This is a genomic window from Vibrio sp. WZ-1, assembly GCF_052037695.1.
GTDB lineage: Bacteria > Pseudomonadota > Gammaproteobacteria > Enterobacterales > Vibrionaceae > Vibrio.
Genome location: NZ_JBQEQR010000047.1, coordinates 34,583 through 57,226 on the forward strand (window position 1 = coordinate 34,583; position 22,644 = coordinate 57,226).

The following is a 22,644-nucleotide window of genomic DNA, read 5'->3' on the forward strand; positions in this document are numbered from 1 at the left end:
TCACTAACCTGTGTAAGGAATCGTATTATGAAAACTGCAAAGAAATTAGTACTAGCGGCTGTTGTTCTACCTCTAACTCTAGGTACAGCGAGTGCATTCGCATTTGGCGGTAAAGATCACAAAGGTCATCGCGGTGAGTGCGGCATGGGTATGGACCGTGGCATCATGCGTCAACTAGACCTGACGGATGCACAAAAAGACCAATTAAAAGAAATGCGTGAAGCAAACAAAGCAGAAATGAAAGCAAAATTTGCTGACGGTCACGAAGCTCGCATGGCAGAGCGTCAAGCTCACCACGACAAAGTACAAGCACTACTACTGGCTGATAACTTCGATGAAGCTGCGGCAAACGATCTAGCAAAAGAGATGGTTGAGAAGCAGACTGAGCGTCGCGTTAAGATGCTAGAGAAGAAACATCAAATGCTGAGTGTTCTGACTCCTGAGCAAAAAACAAAATACGTTGAGCTACAGAAAGAGCGCCAACAAGAGTGTGGTGAGAAGATGCAAAAACGCATGAAAAAGCATCACGAAAGCTAATTGCTGATAGATTAAATGAAAGAGGTAGCCAGAGTGCTACCTCTTTTTGATCTTGGTGATTTCATACTCATTACATGATTCTCAAGGTATACTCAAAATACGGTATGAGTTAACTCTTTGATTATGAAACAGCAATATGCACGCTTAGTCACGACGGCTGCTTGGACGGCCACTATCGTCGCGACACTTCTTTTGATTGTCAAAGTCATCACTTGGTGGGTGACGGGGTCGGTCAGTTTACTTGCCTCTTTAATTGACTCGATGTTGGATATCGCCGCATCGGTGGTCAACCTTATTGTGGTGCGTTACTCGCTTCAACCAGCGGATAGAGAACATACTTTTGGTCACGGTAAAGCTGAATCTTTAGCTGCGCTGGCACAGGCGATGTTTATCTCGGGTTCAGCAGTGTTCTTGATTCTGAATGGTATTGAACGCTTCTTCCGCCCGCATGAACTGAATGCACCAGAGTTAGGTGTCTATGTTTCTTTATTTGCCATGGTGGTGACCTTTGGGCTTGTGATGTTCCAAAAGCACGTGGTACGCGTTACTGGCAGTCAGGCGATTGCAGCAGATTCTCTGCACTACCAAACTGACTTATACATGAACGGTGCCATTATGGTGGCATTAGGTTTGAGTTACTTTGGTGTCACCCAAGCCGATGCAGTATTTGCGGTTGGTATTGGTATCTTTATTTTATACAGCGCCTTCAAGATGGTTAGCGAGGCGATTCAGACCTTACTGGATAGAAAACTGCCTGATGAAGAGCTAGAGCAAATTCGTCAAGAATGCTTGAAGGTGGAAGGCGTTTTAGGGGTACATCAGTTACGTACACGTATGTCTGGTCCAACGCGATTTATTCAATTGCACTTAGAACTGGATGATAACTTACGCCTGATTGAAGCCCACCACATTGCTGATAAAGTTGAAGATAATTTGCTGAAACTGTTTCCTGAAGCGGATGTATTGATCCACCAAGATCCATTGTCGGTAATGTTTGGGCCAGAGAAAGAACAAAAAGCGCAAGATTGGTAACGGTCGAAAAATCGGGCTAAGTTTGACGACAAACAAGCACTTATTGACTATCTTTCCATCACTACTTATTAAGAATAGTGATCCTGATGTGAATCAACGAAGTTACAAAGATAAACTGTAATACTCTTACATAAGTAGAAAAGTTACATAAAAAAGTGTGTTTTCATTGGTATTCCTGTAGAGGAAATGTAACATAACACACAGTTCTGGATTATGCAGGTTGCTTGGTAACAAGGGGCCTAGAAGAAAATTAAATAAATTGATTGCCAAAGATCGAGGGTGAGCATGATTAAGAAGATCGGTGTTTTAACAAGTGGCGGTGACGCACCTGGTATGAACGCTGCAGTACGCGGCGTAGTTCGTACAGCACTATCTGAGGGATTGGAAGTTTACGGTGTTTACGATGGCTACCTAGGTCTATACGAAGACCGCATTGAAAAGCTAGATCGTTCTAGCGTTTCTGATGTGATCAACAAGGGTGGTACATTCTTAGGCTCTGCACGTTTCCCTGAATTCAAGGAAGTGGCAGTACGCGAACAAGCGATTGAGAACCTTAAAAAGCACGGTATCGATGCACTAGTTGTTATCGGTGGTGACGGTTCTTACATGGGTGCTAAGAAACTGACTGAAATGGGCTACCCATGTATCGGTCTACCGGGCACAATCGATAACGACATCGCAGGTACAGATTACACAATCGGTTACCTAACAGCACTAAACACAGTTATCGATGCTATCGACCGTCTACGTGACACGTCTTCTTCTCACCAGCGTATTTCTATCGTAGAAATCATGGGTCGTCACTGTGGTGACCTGACTCTGATGTCTGCAATCGCAGGTGGCTGTGAGTACATCATCACACCGGAAACTGGCCTAGATAAAGAGAAGCTGATTGGTAACATCCAAGACGGAATCTCTAAAGGTAAGAAGCACGCAATCATCGCACTAACTGAGCTGATGATGGATGCGAACGAACTAGCGAAAGAGATCGAAGCGGCGACTGGTCGTGAAACTCGTGCAACGGTTCTTGGTCACATCCAACGTGGTGGTCGTCCAACTGCATTCGACCGTGTTCTTGCATCTCGCATGGGTAACTATGCTGTTCACCTACTAATGGAAGGCCACGGCGGTCGTTGTGTTGGTATCGTGAAAGAGCAACTGGTTCACCACGACATCATCGATGCTATCGAGAACATGAAGCGTCCTGTACGCAACGACCTATACCAAGTTGCTGAAGAGCTATTCTAAGTTTGCTTGATAAAGTCAAAATCTAAAAAAACCGCGGTTATCCGCGGTTTTTTATTATCTGAAACTTGTTTGAGCTGAAGTTTGTCTGAGATAGAGACAAGGCTTTATGTGGAATTAAGAGCTCGAGTGCTCTGCTAACGTCAGGCGACGCTCGCGTAGGGCAAAGAGATAGCCTAGCAATCCACCTAATGTGTTACCCAGCGCAATGCCAATAAATAACCCTTCGATGCTGTACAGCTGACTGCCAATCCACGCAGCGGGCAGAGTGAAAACAAATAAGCGCATAAAGCTCCATTGGAAAGCGCGCAGTGGTTTGTGCATTGCGTTATAGCCACTCACCAACATCATCACAATACCTTGGAAGCCGTAACTAAATGGCACCACTAAGAGGTAATGCCACAGCAAATCTTTTACTGCCGCTTCTTGAGAGAATAAAGCGGCAAGAGGAATGCTAAGAGGTACCATCATCAAGAAGATAAAACCTTGGAACACCACAGCAAAGCGCATACTCAAGAACCAGCCTGCGAATGCTCGTGCAGGGTTATTCGCCCCAAAGTTTTGCGCCATAAATGGGGTGAGTGCAGAGGTCAGTGACATCAACACCAAAATCAAAATCGACTCAATACGCTGTGCTGCGCCATAAGCCGCCACCGCTGCGGTACCGTGGTTAGATAGCAGCATCATCAGAATCGCACCAGATAGTGGCGTCATCGCATTGGACAGTGCTGCGGGGGTGCCGATTTTTAGCGTTTGTTGCCAATCTTGTTTGATGCACTGCCACTGTGGTGCAGCAAGCAGCTTTTCGCGTTTGATCAATACATAGAAAGAGCCAATCAATGCACCTAACCAACTCAGTGCACTGGCGATTGCTGCTCCTTGAATACCAAGCTCAGGGAAAGGGCCGTAACCAAAGATCAGCAGAGGATCGAGAATGCCGTTGATAAGCCCTGCGAGCATCATGATCTTGGCGGGGGTTTTAGTATCGCCAGTTGCGCGAATGGCACTGTTGCCCGCCATGGGAATAACCAATAGAGGAATGGTCAGATACCAGACCTGCATATACTGCTCAATCAGTGGTATGGAGTCTTCTTTGGCGCCTAGGAAGCTAAATAAAGGCTCAATAGTAAAGAAGCCCAATGTCGAAGCGATAGTCACCAGACCTACAGCAAGCAGTAAGCCATGGCTGGTGAAACGTGCGGCTTGGGAAGACTGCCCTTGGCCAAGTAAACGGCCGATATTGGTCGATAGCCCCATACCAATGCCCATGGTGATGCAGTTCACCGCAAAGGTCACTGGGAAGGTATAACTGATTGCCGCTAGGGCCTCTGTTCCCAACAGCGAAATGAAAAAGGTATCGACTAAGTTAAACATCAAAATCGCGATCATACCCATGGTCATCGGGATGGTCATTTTGCGTAATGTGTCGGGAATGGGCGCGGTCAACAAACCATGTTTGTCTTGGGCCTGATTGTCCGGCTTGTTCTTTTCCAGCATTTTTGACGTCTATCTGGTGAGGGAAGAGCAAGGATACAAGAAAGCCGTTGCCTCGGCGAGTGAGCATTTCGCGCGCAAACCGTTGCCTGGCTGCTGGTTATTTTAACTAAGTCACAAAAAAATCACGTCTACCCCTTGGGATCGTTGGGTTTGCCCCTTATATAGTGATCACGTGCCCTACGCGGGCAATTATCAAATAAACATGGAAACTTTCAGGAGAGACGACCGATGAACATTCGTCCATTACATGACCGAGTTATCGTAGAACGTAAAGAAGTTGAATCAAAGTCAGCGGGTGGCATCGTTCTAACTGGTTCTGCTGCGGAAAAATCAACACGTGGTGTTGTTCTAGCTGTAGGTAAAGGCCGCATCCTAGAAAACGGCACAGTGCTGCCATTGGACGTTAAAGTTGGTGATACCGTTATCTTCGCTGAAGGCTACGGCACTAAGACTGAAAAAATCGACGGTAAAGAAGTGCTAGTAATGTCTGAAAACGACATCATGGCGATCGTTGAGTAATAGCAATCATTGAGTAATTTTTTTGCTCAGATTCAAATGCTAATCAAAATTTAAGAATTTAGAAAAGGAAACTAAAGATGGCTGCTAAAGACGTTAAATTTGGTAATGACGCACGAGTTAAAATGCTAGAAGGTGTAAACGTTCTAGCGGACGCAGTAAAAGTAACACTGGGTCCTAAAGGTCGTAACGTAGTTCTAGACAAATCTTTTGGTGCACCAACAATCACTAAAGATGGTGTATCAGTAGCGCGTGAAATTGAGCTGGAAGACAAGTTCCAGAACATGGGCGCACAAATGGTTAAAGAAGTTGCGTCTAAAGCAAACGACGCAGCGGGTGACGGTACAACAACAGCAACTGTACTAGCGCAAGCAATCGTAAACGAAGGTCTAAAAGCAGTAGCAGCGGGTATGAACCCAATGGATCTTAAGCGCGGTATCGACAAAGCGGTAATCGCAGCGGTTGAGCAACTAAAAGAGCTATCTGTTGAGTGTAACGACACCAAAGCTATCGCACAGGTTGGTACTATCTCTGCGAACTCTGACTCAAGCGTAGGTAACATCATTGCTGAAGCAATGGAAAAAGTTGGTCGCGACGGTGTTATCACTGTTGAAGAAGGTCAAGCGCTACAAGACGAGCTAGACGTAGTAGAAGGTATGCAGTTCGACCGCGGTTACCTATCTCCTTACTTCATCAACAACCAAGAAGCAGGCAGCGTTGAGCTAGAAAACCCATTCATCCTTCTGATCGATAAGAAAGTATCGAACATCCGTGAACTTCTTCCAGCACTAGAAGCAGTAGCAAAAGCATCTCGCCCACTACTGATCATCGCTGAAGACGTAGAAGGTGAAGCACTAGCAACACTTGTTGTGAACAACATGCGCGGCATCGTGAAAGTTGCTGCTGTGAAAGCGCCTGGTTTCGGTGACCGTCGTAAAGCAATGCTACAAGACATCGCTATCCTAACGGGCGGTATCGTGATTTCTGAAGAAGTTGGTCTAGAGCTAGAAAAAGTAGCACTAGAAGACCTAGGTCAAGCGAAGCGCGTTGCAATCACAAAAGAAAACACAACCATCATCGATGGCATGGGTGAAGAAGCAATGATCCAAGGTCGTGTTGCTCAAATCCGTCAGCAAATCGAAGATGCAACTTCAGACTACGACAAAGAGAAACTACAAGAGCGCGTTGCTAAGCTAGCAGGCGGTGTTGCAGTAATCAAAGTTGGTGCAGCAACTGAAGTTGAGATGAAAGAGAAGAAAGACCGCGTAGAAGACGCGCTACACGCGACTCGCGCAGCGGTTGAAGAAGGCGTTGTTGCTGGTGGTGGTGTAGCACTAATCCGTGCGGCATCTAAGATTGTTGACCTAGAAGGTGACAACGAAGAGCAAAACGTTGGTATCCGCGTTGCACTACGTGCAATGGAAGCGCCCATCCGTCAAATCACAAAGAATGCAGGTGACGAAGAGTCAGTAGTAGCGAACAACGTGAAAGCGGGTGAAGGTTCTTATGGCTACAACGCAGCAACAGGCGAATACGGTGACATGCTAGAGATGGGTATCCTAGATCCAACTAAAGTAACTCGTAGCGCACTACAATTCGCAGCATCAGTAGCAGGTCTAATGATCACAACTGAAGCTATGGTGACTGACCTACCACAGAAAGATGGCGCTGGTATGCCAGACATGGGTGGTATGGGCGGTATGGGTGGTATGGGCGGCATGATGTAATTTGCTGCTTGTCTTGTCGCTTTAACCCCTTATAGCGGCATCGAAAGTGCTCATTTACGTGCGTAAACTCCGCGCTTTCTCTTTGCTCTAAGGTGTTATAGCTTAAAGACAACCGACCAAACCAAACTATTAAGCCGAAGCGGATGCCTCGGCTTTTTTGTATCTGCTGTTATTGGCGTGAGAAAAAGCGGGCGTTTGAGGTGGTTAATTTTCGCTTTTGCTTCCAAATATGGCATTGAATTTCTTAATTTGTTCTGCGCAATTGAGTTGGTGAAATTGATGTAAAAGCACGCAATTGTGCGGGCATTGTGCGTATATCGTCAGGGAACATGCAGATAAATAATTATGATGAATTAATTGCTTTATTTGTCAGAGAGTTAAATATGACTTCCAGCTAACATTTATTGAGTTAAAATGGAGCAAAATTTGTACATTACACTATGTTGTAAAGTGATTATTCCCCCATGGAGATGAAAATGAAAAAGCTTATGACGTCATTGGCTGTTGCAGCCGCTATTGCTTCACCTGTTGCTCTTGCTGATAGCACGCCAGTTATGTTCTCTACTATCGACAACACCAACGCGCCTTCTAACTCTTCTGTTGGTGGTGTTCGTCTTGCGGTTCTTCACGGTCAAGTGAACGAAGTGAAAGGTGTCGACTTCTCTCTACTAGGTATGTCTGAAACAGACCGTACTACTGGTGTTAACTTTGGCCTTTTCTTTGGTGCATCTAAAGTAAACCAAGAAATGAAAGGTGTTTCGCTAGGTCTATTCAACTGGAACCAAGGCCAAACTACAGGTCTTAACCTAGGTGCAGTAAACGTAACTAACAACGTTGAAGGTCTAAACTGGAGTGCGGTGAACTACTCTGAAGGTTACACAATGGCTGATATCGGCTTGGCAAGTATCTCTAAAAAGTCTAACTTCCAGCTAGGTTTCTTCAACATGACTGACCAAATCGATGGTGTTCAAATCGGTCTTCTAAACTGTGCGGACAACGGCTTCTTCAAGTGTTTTCCAATCGTGAACTTCGCAAAATAAGTTAAGCGACCTTCCACGATAAATTCCAGATAGCAAAAGACCCCAATATAATGTTGGGGTCTTTTTTATTGAGCGGTTTATTTTATTAAACGCGTAGACGTTTTTCGTTGCTGCATTTTCTGGTGTACGCCACGGCGCAGAGCTTTGACACGGTTCTCTGCTCTATCCACACCAAGCAATACAGTCAGTGCTAAAACGGTAATCACGACCGATTGGGTTAAATAGCCTAAACCTATCATCAAACCTAACCCAGCTAATACCCAAATCACAGCAGCGGATGTTACACCATGGATTTTTCCGTCTTGTGTCATCATCACCCCTGCGCCTAAGAAGCCGACGCCAGTAATGATCTGACCAAGCACACGAGCTTGGTCGAGGGTATTTGGCGACAACGAAACCGCCATCGACATAAACAAATAGGTACCAGAGATAACGAGAATGGCAGTTCGGATACCAACAGGCTTACCACGAGTTTGGCGCTCTATACCGATCATTAAACCGTTGATGGCGCAACAGGCTAACGCAGGCCAGCTGAATGGGCCAAGATCGAATAATTGTTCAAAAGTTGCTTGCATCTTAACCTCCAAGATTGTCGGAGTATGCATAGATAAGACCGTCTTATCGAACAAAAGCTTTTATTTGTTACGACAAAATCTTATACGAGCAACGCGCTACTCTAAGTGCAGATCCAGAGGGGTCTTACTTGGACGACCGCCTATTTCTCGGGCCAGTTTAGGTACCAGATAGCCAGAAACCCGAGTAATAACGCCGCGCATGATTTCTTTTGCTTCTTCATCAGAGACAAAGAAATGTGCCGCTCCTTGGACTTTATCCAAAACATGCAGGTAATAAGGCAAAATACCCGCATCAAACAAGGCCTCATTGAGGTCAACTTGCGCGTCTACGCTGTCATTCACGCCTTTCAGCAGTACACCTTGGTTAAGCAAAGTCACACCAGCTTGTTTTAACTTGGCCATTTGAGCAGTAAGTTCAGAGTTGATTTCGTTGGCGTGGTTGATGTGAGTGACCAAAATAATTTGTAAGTGAGACGCACGTAGAAGGTGGCACAACTCGTCAGTGATGCGAGCGGGAATGACCACAGGCAAACGGCTGTGAATACGCAGACGTTTGATATGCGGGATTTGTGCGATGTGTTCCAGTAACCAGTGGATCTCATCGTCTTTGGCCATTAGCGGATCGCCGCCGGAGAAGATCACTTCGTTTAACTCAGGTCGTTGCGCCATGTATTCTAGGCATTTGCTCCACGCTTGTTTACCACTTTTATTTTCTTGATAAGGGAAGTGGCGACGGAAGCAATATCGGCAGTTGACCGCGCAGCCACCTTTCACGATCATCAAGGCGCGATTGTGGTATTTATGTAATAGCCCGGGGATGTCGTTATCTTGCTCGTCCAATGGGTCATTGGAATAACCGTCATGTACCTCAAACTCAGCACTCAAAGGTAATACTTGGCGTAAAAGTGGATCGTAAGGATTGCCTTTTTCCATCCTATCGACAAAACTTTGCGGTACACGCTGTGCAAACAGCTTGCGCGCAGCAAACCCGTCTTGCCATGGCGATGGATCAATTTCCAACATTTCTAGCAGTTTTGCAGGATCAGAGATCCCATTCGCTAACTGTTTGAGCCAGTTTTGCTCAACAGATTCGACTTTTCGGGTTATTATGTGCGGCATTGAATTTAGCTCTAAGAATGTAAGAGGACAAAATGGCTACAGTTAGCACCAATGAATTTAAAGGCGGCCTTAAGTTAATGCTTGATAACGAGCCTTGTGTAATCCTGGAAAACGAATACGTTAAACCAGGTAAAGGCCAAGCGTTCAACCGCGTTAAAATTCGTAAACTTCTTTCTGGTAAAGTGCTAGAGAAAACATTCAAGTCTGGTGACACTTGTGAAGTGGCAGACGTAATGGATATCGATCTAGATTATCTATATTCAGACGGCGAATTCTACCACTTTATGAACAACGAAACTTTCGAGCAGATCGCGGCAGACGTGAAAGCGGTTGGCGAAAACGCTAAGTGGTTGGTAGAAAACAACACTTGTATGATCACGCTTTGGAACGGTAACCCAATTACAGTTACTCCACCAAACTTCGTTGAGCTAGAAGTTACAGATACCGATCCAGGTCTGAAAGGTGATACGCAAGGCACTGGTGGTAAACCAGCTACACTAGCAACTGGCGCTGTTGTTCGTGTTCCACTATTCATCGCAATCGGCGAAGTGATCAAAGTTGACACTCGTACTGGTGAATACGTAGGCCGTGTGAAGTAATTTCACCCAAACGTATCAGATAAAAAAGGTCGCTTCGGCGGCCTTTTTTATTACCTGTAATTCTTCCTTAGTTTGTCTGTTATTTGCCGATGAATATTTGCACACCATCTCAATACCACATTGATTTTATGAAGATAAAAGGGCGAACGTGAGAATTGTGGCTATAGTGAAGCTACATCTAATAAGCGCAAGGAAGCACTATGTCGATACAAGAGCAACATCACCCGCTAACCGACTTTATTGAATACTCTCCGCAAGAAATGGCCGCAAGAGCTGTACATAATTTTGAGCAACTTCAGCGCCGTCATTCGATTCGTAGCTTCTCTGATCGTCCAGTGGCGAAAGAAGTGATTGAGCACTGCATTCGAGCTGCTGGTACAGCTCCGAGTGGTGCCAACCATCAGCCTTGGCATTTTGTTGCGATAAACAGTGCGGATGTCAAAGGGCAGATCCGCCAAGCCGCTGAAGAGTTAGAACGTTCTTTCTATGAAGGACGAGCAGGGCAAGAATGGCTAGATGCACTGAAACCGCTTGGTACCAATGCCAGTAAACCGTATTTAGAAAAAGCGCCATGGTTGATTGCGGTGTTTTCGCAGAAGAAAGGTGGTGTGAATAACGATGGTGAACAGACCAATTACTATGTGCATGAGTCGGTAGGGATTGCCACGGGCTTTTTACTTCAAGCACTGCATAACGCAGGCTTAGGTATGCTGACTCATACGCCAAAGCCGATGAGTTTCTTGAGTAAGATTTGTGGGCGAGACAACGATGTCGATCGTCCGTATATGTTGATTGTGACCGGCTATCCGGAAGAGGATGCAACGATTCCAGAGCATGCAATGAACAAGAAATCTCTGGATGAAATCGCCACCTTTATTGAGTAGCAACTAGTGGGAAGGTTCGAGATAGCAGGCAATAAAAAAGCTGGCGAGGTGCCAGCTTTTTTTCATTTAAGTCAGTTTCTTAAATCATGAAGATAAAGACAACTGCTAGTGCAGAGATAAGACCTGCAAACGCGTAACATGCGATTTTACCTACCACACCAGTGTGGAATTTAAGGTCGTGCATGCCGTGATGTAGACGGTGCATTGCATGCCACATTGGCAATGCTAGTGTACCGATGATGAACAGTGCGCCGATGATGCTGGTTGCGAATGTAGATACACGCTCGTAACTCATTGCTTCTGCATCAATCACGCCTAGTGGTACCAAGATACCCAGTACCAGTACTGTGATTGGTGTGATCATTGCAAACCAAGTACCGCCGGCACCAAATAGACCCCACCAGATTGGTTCATCAGAACGCTTTGGTGCTGTGTTAACGCTATAATTCGGTTTCATTACTAAAGCTCCTTACACCACGATGAGAACGATCAGTGAGATGAACGCTACTGCCGCCCACTGAGTCAGAACGATGATTTTCTTATCCACTGGTTTGCCTTTCAGGCGAATAGGCATTACTTGTGGCATCATGCTGAAGAAGGTTTGTGCGTGGAATAGGCTGCCAAGTAGCGCAACGATGTTAATTGCGACTACGATAGGGTTTGCCATGAACTCCAACCAACCTTGCCAAGCTTCTGGGCCTTTCACTAATGAACCCAGACCAAAAGTCAGGAAGATAGTGAATAGGATCAGAGGAAGCACCGTTGCTTCACGTACCATGTAGAAGCGGTAGAAAGGATGGTTCTTCCACCATGTGCGTTTTATTTCACGAACGTAAGGTTTACGGTTGCTCATCCTTATGCCTCCACTTTCTTTGGTGAACCATCAGGTTTCAACATCGCAATCACGAAGTCCATAGAAGACTCCACTTTGCCTTGGTTTACTGCCGCTGCAGGATCCACGCTTTTCGGACAAACTTCAGAACAGTAGCCTACAAAAGTACAGCCCCAAGCGCCGTTTTCGCCGTTGATCAGCTTCATACGCTCAGCTTTACCATTGTCACGGCTGTCTAGGTTGTAGCGGTGTGCCAGAGTCAGTGCTGCAGGGCCGATGAACTCAGGGTTCAAACCAAACTGAGGACATGCCGCGTAGCAAAGGCCACAGTTGATACAGCCAGCAAATTGCTTGTACTTCGCCATTTGCTCTGGCGTTTGTAGGTTAGTGCCGTCTTCTGGTTTGCGGTCGTTACCAATGATGTAAGGCTTGATGGCTTCTAGACGCTCGATGAACGGTGTCATGTCGACGATCAAATCTTTCTCGATTGGGAAGTTTGCCAGTGGCTCGATAGTCACGCCATTTGGGTAATCACGTAGGAAGCTCTTACAAGCTAGTTTAGGCACGTTGTTTACCATGATGCCGCAAGAACCACAGATCGCCATACGACAAGACCAGCGGTAAGACAGATCTTTATCTAGGTGATCTTTGATGTAACCAAGTGCATCAAGCACAGACATGGTTTCATCAAAAGGAACTTCGAATGTTTGTTTGTATGGCTCCGCGTCCTTCTCAGGGTCGTAACGCAGAATGTCTACTTTTTGAATGCGGTTTGCTGACATTATGCTTGCTCCTCTGCGCTCTTCGCTTCTGCTTCAGCGGCTTTTTCTGCTGCTGCTGCTTTCTCTGCCGCTTCACCGTATAGACGTGCTTTTGGCTGAGATTTAGTGATCTTCACGTTGCTGTAGTCGATGCTTGGTGCTGCATCTTCTTGGAAGAAAGCGAGTGAGTGTTTCAGGAAGTTCTCATCGTCACGCTCAGTGCAACCGTCGTCTAGACGTTGGTGCGCACCACGAGATTCTTTACGTAGGATTGCTGAGTGAACCATCGCTTCTGCTACTTCTAGGCCGTAACCCACTTCGATAGCGTATAGAAGGTCAGTGTTGAACACTTTGCCTTTATCTTTGATGCTGATCTGTTTGTAACGAGCTTTAAGTTCAGTGATCTTATCAATCGTTGCTTGCATCAAATCTTCTTGGCGGTAGATACCACAACCCGCTTCCATGGTGTGACCCATTTCAGTACGGATATCTGCCCAGTTTTCTTCGCCTTCTTGGTTCATCAGTGCTTCGATACGTGCTTCAACCGCTTTCACTTGAGCCGCGATAGATTCTTCGTTCCAGCCTTTGAATTCGGCAGCACGTTTCACGGCTTGTTCACCCGCAACGCGACCGAATACTACGAACTCAGCCAATGAGTTAGAACCTAGGCGGTTTGCGCCATGAAGACCAACAGACGCACATTCGCCCACTGCGAACAGACCTTTAATGCGAGTTTCACATTCGCCGTTAGTCTCAATACCACCCATGGTGTAGTGAACGGTTGGACGAATTGGAATTGGCTCTTTTGCTGGGTCAACGTTCACGTAAGCTTTTGCTAGTTCACAGATGAATGGCAGACGCTCTTGTAGATACTCTTCACCCAGGTGGCGAAGATCTAGATGCACCACGTCACCTAGAGGGTGCTTGATGGTGTTGCCTTTCTGTTGTTCGTGCCAGAACGCTTGAGAAACTTTGTCACGAGGACCAAGTTCCATGTATTTGTTTTTCGGCTCGCCCACAGGAGTCTCTGGGCCCATGCCGTAATCTTGTAGGTAACGGTAGCCGTCTTTGTTAACGATGATACCGCCTTCACCACGACAACCTTCGGTCATCAAGATACCCGTACCAGGAAGACCTGTTGGGTGGTACTGAACGAATTCCATATCACGTAGAGGAACGCCGTGGCGGTAAGCCATCGCCATACCGTCGCCCGTTACGATACCGCCGTTGGTGTTACAGTGGTAAACGCGACCTGCGCCACCTGTTGCTAGTACGACAGACTTCGCTTTAATCGTAACTAGTTCACCTTCAGACATGTGGATTGCAATCAGACCTTGTACTTCACCTTCATCAACAAGCAAATCGACAACAAAGTACTCATCAAAGCGTTTGATGTTGTCGTACTTCATCGACGTCTGGAATAGCGTGTGAAGCATGTGGAAGCCAGTTTTATCTGCAGCGAACCAAGTACGTTCAACCTTCATACCACCAAAGCGGCGTACGTTGACTTCACCGTTCTCTTTACGACTCCATGGGCAACCCCATTGCTCCATTTGGATCATTTCGCGAGTCGCGTTCTCTACAAAGTATTCAACAACGTCCTGTTCACATAGCCAGTCACCACCGCCAACGGTATCGTTGAAGTGATTGTCTAGACTATCTTCATCCTTGATAACTGCTGCTGAGCCACCTTCTGCAGCAACCGTATGGGAGCGCATTGGGTAAACTTTAGAAATAAGTGCTACTTCTAAGTCCGGGTTTGCTTCAGCCGCTGCAATAGCAGTACGAAGACCAGCGCCGCCTGCGCCGATGACTGCGATATCTGTGGTGATAATTTGCACAGTTATCCTCCAGTGTGTGATTGCGGAAATCCGCTTGTTATTGTGGGTGTGAGGGAAGGGCTTTTGGGCTATCCCTCAAAAGTAGTAGGGTTAGTGTAGGGGAGGCTTGTGGCAGAAAAATTGATGTATTTGGGTTTTTTCTCCAGTAATGCACACGAGAGCATAGAAATTCTAGGTTATGTGACTGCTATCACGGCACGAAACATATGACATACAAACGTAATTTCTATCAATGTTGCACTTCTGTTGCACGACATTAGTATCATTGATAATAGGCTTAGTTGTGAATGTTTTCTGTACTGTAGGACGTGGAATACTTGCTTCAATTTTAATCGATTGTTATTCGTATTTACTCAATCACATTTGAGCAATTTCCCCCCTCGATGAACTAGGCAAAGCATGCCAAAATTGCTATTTTTCCCGCTCATTAATGTACTGAGAGTTTTGTTATGCAAACCAACTGGCAGCCTACTGCGTCTATGGAACAACTTCGTCAACGTGCTGCGTTGATCACCTCTATTCGTCAATTCTTTGCCGAGCGACAGGTGATGGAAGTGGACACGCCAGCCATGAGCCATGCTACGGTAACGGATATTCATTTGCATACCTTTCAGACTGAATTTGTCGGCCCTGGTTATGCAGATGGCAGTAAGTTATTTTTCATGACCAGTCCTGAATTCCATATGAAACGTCTACTTGCGGCAGGCAGTGGTTGTATTTATCAAATCAACAAAGCGTTTCGGAATGAAGAGAATGGGCGTCATCACAATCCTGAGTTCACCATGTTGGAGTGGTACCGTATTGGCTTTGATCACCATGCATTGATGGATGAAATGGATGAACTGTTGCAACTTGTTTTGAAAAGTAGTGCCGCAGAACGCATGACTTACCAGCAAGCCTTTATTGATGTGCTAGGTGTGTGCCCACTAGAAGGCTCAATGCAAGAGCTAAAAGTGGTTGCGGCTAAACTAGGGCTGAGTGATATTGCTGAGCCTGAAGAAGATCGTGATACTTTGCTGCAATTGTTGTTCAGCATTGGTGTGGAAGCCAAGATTGGTCAGCAAGTACCGGCATTTGTTTATGACTTCCCTGCATCGCAAGCGGCACTGGCAAAGATCAATCCGCAAGATAACCGAGTTGCGGATCGCTTCGAGGTGTATTTCAAAGGCATTGAGTTGGCGAACGGTTTCCACGAGCTGGACAACCCGAAAGAGCAACTAGCGCGATTTGAACAAGATAACGCTAAGCGCCTAGAAATGGGCTTGAAGCCACAACCTATTGATTACCATCTGATTGGTGCATTAGAAGCTGGCTTGCCAGATTGCGCTGGTGTGGCTCTAGGTGTTGACCGCTTGATCATGTTGGCACTGGGTTGTGATCACATCGACCAAGTGACCGCTTTCCCGTTCCCAATCGCATAGGAACTACCATGAATCTGGCCGCTGCCCGTATTATTCTATTGAGTTTTGGAGCATTGATCGCTTACTTGTCTTTGAGTTCTGGCGATTTGCAAGATTGGGGCAATATTGCTTACTTAGATAAGGTGCAGCATGCCATGGCCTACAGTGGTTTTGCTTTCTTAGGCTGTTTTTGTGTATCGCAGTGGCGTCAGCGTTGGGCCATTGCGATGGGTATATTACTATTTAGCGGTGTGATTGAAATCCTACAGGGGTATGTGGGCAGACAACCCTCTTGGTATGACTTGATTGCTAACGCCAGCGGCATTCTCACTGGTCTGCTATGTTGCTGTATTTTTGCCCTCTATCGACCTACCATAGTGAAGTCGCTATACTCGAAAGGTTAATGAAGAGGGAATACGATAACCATGAAAACGCGCGACAAAATCGTCTATGCCGCACTGGAGTTGTTTAATCAACATGGTGAGCGCAATATCACGACCAATCACATTGCTGATCATATTGAAATTAGCCCAGGTAATCTCTACTACCATTTTCGCAATAAACAAGAAATCGTACGTGAGATCTTTGCGCTTTATTCTGCGGAACTATTAGAGCGATTTACTCCAATCCAAGGCTCTCAAGAAAGTCTAACCATGCTGAAAAGCTATCTCGACTCGATTTTTACCTTGATGTGGAAGTACCGTTTTTTCTACGCAAATTTGCCAGAGATCCTTTCTCGAGATGAGCAATTGCATGACGAATACATGGATGTTCAAGAGAAGTTGCAAGCCAACCTGATTGCGATCATGCAAGAGTTTGTATCGTTAAAGCTGCTGAATATCGATCAAGAACAGTTGAAATCACTGGTATGCACCTTGCACCTTATCGCATGTAGTTGGTTGGCGTATCAATCGGCGATGTCTCCAAAGACCGAAATCACTGAGCAAATGGTGAAACAAGGCATGCTGCAAATGCTCAACGTGGTTAAGCCAGTGGCAACCGAGCAGGGTATGGAACAATTGCTGCTGCTTGAAGAGGCGGTGAGTCGACTGCACAGTTAATACTATTTTCCCTCCTTCTTAAATTAAGAATATGAGAGCATGGTGCAATACCTAGAGTTTAGAGCGCAGCTCTCATTTTCAACACCCTCCTTGAGTTGACTTGCTGTACTCATTTCGCACAATAGGATTCATGCACTCCTAAATCACCCGTTAGGATATGACTCTCGATAAAGGATTTACCGTTCAATGAATTACGACATTTTTAATGGCGATGCTGACGGCATCATCGCATTACTGCAATTGCGTTTAGCCGATCCCATCGATGCTGAGTTGGTGACGGGCGTTAAGCGCGACATCAAGCTAGTGGAAAAAGTGGAAATGCAAGCAGGCGATGAGCTGACAGTGTTGGACATTTCAATGGAAAAGAACATGGTAGGTCTGGAGCAAGCTTTAGCTCAAGGCGCACACGTGTTTTATGCTGATCACCACAAAGCGGAAGAGATACCTCAGCATGGTAATTTGGATGCACACATCGATCTCGACGCCAACATATGTACCGCTTTGATTGTCGATCAGTTGCTGGAAGGACGTTTCCATACGTGGGCGATTACTGCTGCGTACGGTGACAACTTAATTGCTAAAGCAGATGCACTGGCAGATAAAGCCGGACTCAGTGAAGAGCAAAAAGCGCAGTTAAAAGAGCTGGGTACATTGATTAACTACAACGGCTACGGCTCTAAAGTGGATGACCTCCACTTTCATCCTGCCGACTTGTACCGAGCGTTGAAGCAGTACGTGTCACCATTCGATGCGATTGCAGATAAAGCGTCGCCATACTACCAATTACAATCGGCTTATCAGCAAGATATGGATGCGGCGCAGGCGGTTCCTGCAACTCACGAAAGCACCAAACTCAAGTTGTTCGAACTGCCAAATAATGCGGCATCACGCCGAATCAGTGGTGTTTATGGCAACTGGCTTGCAAACCAAAACCCAGACTCTGCGCATGCGGTGTTAACGGAAAATGCCGATGGTACTTACACAGTTTCTCTTCGTGCCCCGTTGAATAACAAGCAAGGTGCCGTGGCGGTGTGTGGGCAGTTTCCAACGGGCGGTGGTCGAGAAGCCGCCGCGGGCATCAATGCACTAAGCAAAGACGATGTCAGTGCTTTCATCGACGCAGTAGAGACGTATTACGCCTAGCGTTTTTCTAAATCCGAATACAACAAAGGAGCCGAATGGCTCCTTTGTTTTTAGTTATCTGCTTATAAGCTGCGATGACGAACGGTAGTTATAAACGCTTTAACCAAGATTTCGGGTTTTGCGCTTCACTGTTGCGGCGAATCTCGAAGTAGAGTGAGGCGCGGTCTTGACCACCGGTATCCCCCGCAAGGGCAATCACTTCACCTGCGGTGACCTTATCGCCTTCCTTCTTAGTTAACGCTTGGTTGTAGCCGTAAAGGGTCATGTCGCCTTTACCGTGGTCAAGTAGTACCACTAAGCCATAACCACGTAGGTATTCGGCAAATACCACGGTACCGGAATAGACCGCTTTCACTTGTTGGCCGTAATTGGCCGATAACACCATGCCTTTCCAGTTTACTTGGCCAGTTTGCTTGGTACCGAAGTTGTGTAATACACGCCCTTTGATAGGCCACGGTAGCTTTCCTCGCTGCTTGGCAATACCGTCCATAGGCACGGCATTACGTTTAGCTGCTTTTGCTATTTCTGCTTTTAAGCGGGTTTCGTTGCGCTGCAGTTCGGCTAAGTAACGTTTGTCGTCTTTGATGTTCTTTTGAATTTTCCCCAACGTTTTTTTTCGGTTGGATTGCGTTGATGCTAATGAAGTGCGTTTTTGAGATTGTTGCTTCAACAAGCTCTCAATTTGCGCTTTTTCAAGCTCAAGCTGGTTTTTATTGTGTGCCAACTCTTCTGTAATTTTGCTTATCGCATCAATGACTTCTGAGCGAGCTTTCGCAAGATGTTGGAAGTACTGACTAATGCGGTCTTCTTCAATCCCTTCATTCAAAAGGTGGCCATTGGCTTTGGCGCGCTCAGTCACATAATAGGTTTGAATCAACTGTTTAAGTTGTTCTTCTTGGGCTTGGCGTTGCGCTTCTTGAAGAGCAATTTTCTCTTCTAATTTATTGATATTTTGATCTGCTTGTGCGAGTTCAGATTTCGTTTGTTTAATGTCTCGTTCGAGCTTAGATATGCCAAGCTCTTGATCTTTTAGCGACTTTTGTAAGTCGTTCAGTTTTTTTTCTTGAGATGTGAGGGACTGTTGTTGGCGATTAATTTCGCTCTTTACGCCCTTTAGTTCTTGTTGGCTGACTGCAAAAGTTGAGCTGGAGAATGTGGCAGATAATGCGCAAGCTAAAATGACCGCAGAGCGGGTGACAACAGAATTACGTTTTTTCACTTGATTACGACCTACCACACTAACATTGAGAAAAAGTCGAGAGGTGTTTAAATACCGTCTCCATGAATAAAGCTCTGCGATTTACCATTGAAGCCCTGATCCATGTCTAAGGAAGGTTTGTCCGTTTTTGGACGACCGACAATTTTTGCGGGAACACCCGCTACCGTCGTATGCGGAGGTACGGGCTGCAGCACAACAGAACAAGAACCGATTTTCGCCCCTTCACCCACTTCGATATTGCCGAGAATTTTGGCACCAGCACCAATCATAACGCCTTCGCGAATTTTTGGATGACGGTCACCGCATTCTTTACCGGTACCACCTAAGGTTACGTCTTGGAGAATCGATACGTCGTTTTCAACAACTGCGGTTTCACCGATGACGATTCCAGTTGCGTGGTCGAGCATGATGCCACTACCGATGCGTGCTGCAGGATGGATATCAACCTGGCAGGCAACAGAAATTTGGTTTTGTAGGTAAGTAGCAAGAGCATGACGCCCTTGCTTCCATAACCAGTTGGCAACACGATAACCTTGTAGGGCGTGGTAACCTTTAAGATAAAGTAGTGGCATCGAGTACATAGAGACTGCTGGATCACGATTGACTGTTGCACAGATATCGCAAGCGGCACCATCAGTAATGGTTGGGTCTGCAGCAAATGCTTCTTCCACCACTTCTCGAACCGCCATTGCTGGCATGGATGCGGTGTTCAACTTGTTGGCTAAGATGTAACTTAATGCCGCACACAAACTGTCATGTTTGATGATGGTCGCGTGGTAGAAACTGGCCAACATTGGCTCTTGTTCTGACATCTCACGGGCTTCAGATACGATCTTATTCCAAACTTTTTGTTTTTCGCAGTGCTTCATTCTCAATATCCTGAGTGGTTCTTCCTTGTCCCGACAGTTTTATTACGACTTTAGTATCTTTCCTCTCCTGAGGAAAAAGGAGAGCTAGAGTGCTACTTTCCTTCTGATTTTTTGTCACGCGCAAGTAAATCTTGTGCTGCCAGGTGTGCATCCTTTCCTTGATACAATACTTGATAAATTTGGTCAACAATTGGCATCTCAACACCCATACGTTGGGAAAGCATCCATACTTCTTTCGTATTACGGTAGCCTTCCACAACTTGACCGATTTCTTTCTGGGCGGTGTCGACATCTTTACCTTGCCCTAGAGCTAAACCAAAGCGACGGTTGCGTGATTGGTTATCTGTACAAGTTAAGACTAGATCGCCAAGTCCTGCCATGCCCATAAAGGTTTCTGGTTGAGCGCCAAGCGCCGCGCCAAGGCGACTCATTTCTGCTAAGCCACGGGTGATCAATGCAGTACGAGCGTTGGCACCAAAGCCAATTCCGTCAGACATGCCTGCGCCAATCGCGATAACGTTTTTCACCGCGCCGCCAAGTTGCATGCCGATAAAATCATTGTTTGCGTACACGCGGAAAGTTTTGCTGCAATGGATTTTTTCTTGCAGATCGGCAACAAAGCCTGCGTCGGGAGAAGCCACTGAGATCGCTGTTGGCATACCCATGGCGAGTTCTTTTGCAAAGGTAGGTCCCGATAAAACGGCTAGAGAGTAGTTTTCACCAATTACATCAAATGCGACTTCTTTTAGAAGGCGGCCGGTTTCCGGCTCAAGGCCTTTGGTTGCCCAGCAGATTCGCGAGTCTTCACGTAGGAATGGTTTAAGGCTGTTTAGTACAATCCCAAAGACATGACTTGGCACAACAACGAGTAGGTCACGGCTTGCTTGAACCGCTTTCTCTAGATTGGACTCAACAATCAAGCTTTCAGGAAAATCGATACCTGGTAAGAACTCATGGTTAGCGCGGTCTGCTTCAAGACGAGCCATATGCTCTTGCTCATGACCCCAAAGGATCACATTTGCACCGTTACGAGCGAGAGAGATCGCTAGAGATGTACCGTAAGAGCCAGCGCCAATTACTGTCATCGCAATGTCTTTACCGTAGGCATTGTTCGTATTTGCTTGTGTCATGCTACCGCCTGATCGTTGTTTTTTCTGAATGATAATACCAAATCAAGTAATTACCACCTGTAAATGACGCCTATGCGTACCTAATTACAAGGCAGAAACAAAAAATGCACAATGCATCTTTCTGATGGACGCGTTGTGCATTTTGATTTCGCTTTTACATTGTTTCACACCACGTTGCCGTCGTGTGTCAAGAACTACTTAAATTACGCTTGAGCTTCGCCTTCGCCTTGCTGAGCTTGCTGCTGTAGGTAGTTCATGAATAGCGCATCGAAGTTAACTGGCGCTAGGTTCAGTTGAGGGAACGTACCTTTTACAACTAGGCTTGAGATAGTTTCACGAGCGTAAGGGAATAGAATGTTAGGGCAGAATGCACCTAGGCAATGAGCCAGTTGACCTGCTTCCATCTTGTCTGCAGTGAAGATACCACCTTGTTGAACTTCACATAGGAATGCTGTTTCTTCTTCGTTCTTCACTGTTACTGTTAGACGTAGGATTACTTCGTAAACGCCTTCACCTAGTTCACGGCTTTGAGTGTCTAGATCCAGTTTAACGTCTGGGTTCCACTCTTTTTGGAAGATAACTGGTGAGTTAGGAGCTTCGAAAGAAACGTCTTTTAGGAAGATACGTTGAATTGCGAAGTTTTGTTGTGCTTCTTGTGGTGCTGCTTCAGCCATTTTTAAATCCTTAAATAATCGTTTATTAGGCCTAGATATCTCTAAGCCCGTAAATATGTCTTGAGACTAACTGAGCAAATCTAATATGACTAGGTGAAGCGCGTATTACGTGCAAGGCATCACAACTTAGTGCTTCAAGTGCTTTCTATTTACTCAGTTTATACCTGTCAGGGCTTGAAGATTATTTCTTACCGCGTACTAGGGGGAGGTTTGCTTCACTCCACGCAATCAGGCCATTTTTCAGTAGGCTTACATTTTCAAAGCCAGCTTTCGCTAGTAGGTTTGCGCTTTCTTGAGCGGTTTGACCCGTTTTGCATACTACAATGATTGGGTCAGATTTGCGGTTTTCAAGGCTACCGAAGTTACCTGCTTTGATGTCTGACGGTAAAATGTGAAGTGCGTCGGTGATATGACCCTGTTTGAATTCATCTTTAGAGCGGATATCGACCACAACACCGTTTTCACGGTTCATTAGGTGAGTCAGTTGGTTTACGTTTACTTCTTTGTATGCGGCCGTCGCTGATTTCACGATGTTCATGATGAATGCGACAAGAAGACCTACCCAAACCAAAGATAGAATCATGTTCTGTTGGAAAAAATCAATGTACTCTTGCATGTCTTGAGCTCTTGCACTGTTGGCGGAAAAATAAAGCAGGAGTATAGCGGGGATAGTCGTCTTAGGCGAGAGGGTTAAAATTTTCTAACGAATAATTGAGATCTAAGCGCTCCCACTAAGCCCGTTCGAGCGTGACATTCATGCAATCTTATTATCACTTCCTCCTATCAATTCAATCGGCGTAATTGACTTCACTTCGGGTCGAAAAGGCGCACAATAGGTCACAACAAAAAGTTTTTCACCAAAGTATTTCGGTGGTTATACAAAGCGTCTTGAAAGTGACTATGCTTGTGGGACACGTTTGCTGACGAGGTCGGGTCGCTTGCT

The 22,644-nt window shown here is 45.9% G+C and carries 24 protein-coding genes; 12 read left to right on the forward strand and 12 right to left on the reverse strand.

The genetic code is table 11. The features are described 5' to 3' along the window. Positions 1-27: 27 nt before the first annotated feature. From ACTS60_RS02710 to pfkA, 3 genes are all read left to right on the forward strand, one after another. On the forward strand, positions 28-537 hold the full coding sequence (locus tag ACTS60_RS02710; RefSeq protein WP_045391460.1) for a CpxP family protein: 510 nt from the start codon (positions 28-30) through the stop codon (positions 535-537). Between the two features lie 123 nt (positions 538-660). Next, positions 661-1,569, forward strand: coding sequence for a CDF family cation-efflux transporter FieF (gene fieF / locus ACTS60_RS02715; protein ID WP_440887034.1), 909 nt, complete (start codon positions 661-663; stop codon positions 1,567-1,569). A gap of 285 nt (positions 1,570-1,854) precedes the next feature. After that, positions 1,855-2,817: a 6-phosphofructokinase gene (gene pfkA, locus ACTS60_RS02720; RefSeq protein ID WP_010444110.1), complete on the forward strand. Its 963-nt coding sequence runs from the start codon at positions 1,855-1,857 to the stop codon at positions 2,815-2,817. A gap of 114 nt (positions 2,818-2,931) precedes the next feature. On the opposite strand, the gene ACTS60_RS02725 is transcribed toward pfkA, so the two are convergent. Further along, positions 2,932-4,311, reverse strand: a complete 1,380-nt coding sequence (locus tag ACTS60_RS02725; protein WP_440887035.1) for an MATE family efflux transporter — start codon at positions 4,309-4,311, stop codon at positions 2,932-2,934. Between the two features lie 228 nt (positions 4,312-4,539). Here ACTS60_RS02725 and ACTS60_RS02730 point away from each other — a divergent pair, with 228 nt between their 5' ends. The 3 genes from ACTS60_RS02730 (at position 4,540) to ACTS60_RS02740 (ending at position 7,594) form a co-directional block, all read left to right on the forward strand. Next, positions 4,540-4,830, forward strand: coding sequence for a co-chaperone GroES (locus ACTS60_RS02730; RefSeq protein ID WP_005381516.1), 291 nt, complete (start codon positions 4,540-4,542; stop codon positions 4,828-4,830). A gap of 77 nt (positions 4,831-4,907) precedes the next feature. Then, entirely contained in the window at positions 4,908-6,554 is a 1,647-nt protein-coding gene (gene groL, locus ACTS60_RS02735; RefSeq protein ID WP_005425042.1) for a chaperonin GroEL, read from the forward strand. Positions 6,555-7,030: 476 nt separating this feature from the next. Continuing rightward, positions 7,031-7,594: a VC2662 family protein gene (locus ACTS60_RS02740; protein ID WP_005425048.1), complete on the forward strand. Its 564-nt coding sequence runs from the start codon at positions 7,031-7,033 to the stop codon at positions 7,592-7,594. Between the two features lie 77 nt (positions 7,595-7,671). Here ACTS60_RS02740 and ACTS60_RS02745 read toward each other — a convergent pair whose 3' ends face one another. Both ACTS60_RS02745 and epmB read right to left on the reverse strand, forming a co-directional pair. Then, positions 7,672-8,169, reverse strand: a complete 498-nt coding sequence (locus ACTS60_RS02745) for an MgtC/SapB family protein (RefSeq protein ID WP_440887036.1) — start codon at positions 8,167-8,169, stop codon at positions 7,672-7,674. 96 nt (positions 8,170-8,265) lie between these two features. Beyond that, positions 8,266-9,288: an EF-P beta-lysylation protein EpmB gene (epmB, locus tag ACTS60_RS02750; RefSeq protein ID WP_440887037.1), complete on the reverse strand. Its 1,023-nt coding sequence runs from the start codon at positions 9,286-9,288 to the stop codon at positions 8,266-8,268. A 32-nt stretch (positions 9,289-9,320) separates the two neighbouring features. Between epmB and efp the strand changes: the two genes are divergently transcribed. Continuing rightward, entirely contained in the window at positions 9,321-9,887 is a 567-nt protein-coding gene (gene efp, locus ACTS60_RS02755) for an elongation factor P (protein ID WP_440887038.1), read from the forward strand. 200 nt (positions 9,888-10,087) lie between these two features. Then, complete coding sequence (locus ACTS60_RS02760) at positions 10,088-10,771, forward strand: nitroreductase family protein (RefSeq protein ID WP_440887039.1); 684 nt, start codon at positions 10,088-10,090, stop codon at positions 10,769-10,771. A 79-nt stretch (positions 10,772-10,850) separates the two neighbouring features. Here ACTS60_RS02760 and frdD read toward each other — a convergent pair whose 3' ends face one another. The 4 genes from frdD to frdA are packed head-to-tail and all read right to left on the reverse strand — an operon-like array spanning position 10,851 to position 14,205. Next, positions 10,851-11,228 (reverse strand): fumarate reductase subunit FrdD, encoded by a 378-nt coding sequence (gene frdD / locus ACTS60_RS02765; protein WP_440887040.1) that lies wholly within the window; start codon positions 11,226-11,228, stop codon positions 10,851-10,853. A 12-nt stretch (positions 11,229-11,240) separates the two neighbouring features. Then, positions 11,241-11,624, reverse strand: a complete 384-nt coding sequence (frdC, locus tag ACTS60_RS02770) for a fumarate reductase subunit FrdC (RefSeq protein ID WP_038871007.1) — start codon at positions 11,622-11,624, stop codon at positions 11,241-11,243. A gap of 2 nt (positions 11,625-11,626) precedes the next feature. Continuing rightward, the gene (locus tag ACTS60_RS02775) at positions 11,627-12,385 is read right to left on the reverse strand and encodes a succinate dehydrogenase/fumarate reductase iron-sulfur subunit (protein WP_010444063.1); all 759 of its coding nucleotides are present in this window, start codon (positions 12,383-12,385) and stop codon (positions 11,627-11,629) included. Beyond that, a complete protein-coding gene (frdA, locus tag ACTS60_RS02780; protein ID WP_440887041.1) occupies positions 12,385-14,205 on the reverse strand; it encodes a fumarate reductase (quinol) flavoprotein subunit in 1,821 nt (606 codons plus the stop codon). Before frdA ends, ACTS60_RS02775 begins: the two co-directional genes overlap by 1 nt. A gap of 449 nt (positions 14,206-14,654) precedes the next feature. Here frdA and epmA point away from each other — a divergent pair, with 449 nt between their 5' ends. The 4 genes from epmA (at position 14,655) to ACTS60_RS02800 (ending at position 17,809) form a co-directional block, all read left to right on the forward strand. Next, positions 14,655-15,626: an elongation factor P--(R)-beta-lysine ligase gene (epmA, locus tag ACTS60_RS02785; RefSeq protein ID WP_440887042.1), complete on the forward strand. Its 972-nt coding sequence runs from the start codon at positions 14,655-14,657 to the stop codon at positions 15,624-15,626. A gap of 8 nt (positions 15,627-15,634) precedes the next feature. Further along, positions 15,635-16,009, forward strand: coding sequence for a VanZ family protein (locus tag ACTS60_RS02790; protein ID WP_440887043.1), 375 nt, complete (start codon positions 15,635-15,637; stop codon positions 16,007-16,009). Positions 16,010-16,030: 21 nt separating this feature from the next. Next, the gene (locus ACTS60_RS02795) at positions 16,031-16,666 is read left to right on the forward strand and encodes a TetR/AcrR family transcriptional regulator (protein WP_440887044.1); all 636 of its coding nucleotides are present in this window, start codon (positions 16,031-16,033) and stop codon (positions 16,664-16,666) included. A gap of 186 nt (positions 16,667-16,852) precedes the next feature. Further along, entirely contained in the window at positions 16,853-17,809 is a 957-nt protein-coding gene (locus ACTS60_RS02800; RefSeq protein WP_440887045.1) for a DHH family phosphoesterase, read from the forward strand. An 88-nt stretch (positions 17,810-17,897) separates the two neighbouring features. Here the strand turns inward: ACTS60_RS02800 and ACTS60_RS02805 are convergent, their stop codons facing one another. The 5 genes from ACTS60_RS02805 to ACTS60_RS02825 form a co-directional block, all read right to left on the reverse strand. Next, entirely contained in the window at positions 17,898-19,046 is a 1,149-nt protein-coding gene (locus ACTS60_RS02805; protein WP_440887046.1) for a murein hydrolase activator EnvC family protein, read from the reverse strand. A gap of 29 nt (positions 19,047-19,075) precedes the next feature. After that, positions 19,076-19,897, reverse strand: a complete 822-nt coding sequence (cysE, locus tag ACTS60_RS02810) for a serine O-acetyltransferase (RefSeq protein WP_038884095.1) — start codon at positions 19,895-19,897, stop codon at positions 19,076-19,078. Between the two features lie 92 nt (positions 19,898-19,989). Beyond that, positions 19,990-21,027, reverse strand: coding sequence for an NAD(P)H-dependent glycerol-3-phosphate dehydrogenase (gene gpsA, locus ACTS60_RS02815; RefSeq protein WP_440887047.1), 1,038 nt, complete (start codon positions 21,025-21,027; stop codon positions 19,990-19,992). 203 nt (positions 21,028-21,230) lie between these two features. Further along, the gene (gene secB, locus ACTS60_RS02820; RefSeq protein WP_010444047.1) at positions 21,231-21,701 is read right to left on the reverse strand and encodes a protein-export chaperone SecB; all 471 of its coding nucleotides are present in this window, start codon (positions 21,699-21,701) and stop codon (positions 21,231-21,233) included. Positions 21,702-21,882: 181 nt separating this feature from the next. Beyond that, on the reverse strand, positions 21,883-22,317 hold the full coding sequence (locus ACTS60_RS02825; RefSeq protein ID WP_010444044.1) for a rhodanese-like domain-containing protein: 435 nt from the start codon (positions 22,315-22,317) through the stop codon (positions 21,883-21,885). Between the last annotated feature and the right edge of the window lie 327 nt (positions 22,318-22,644).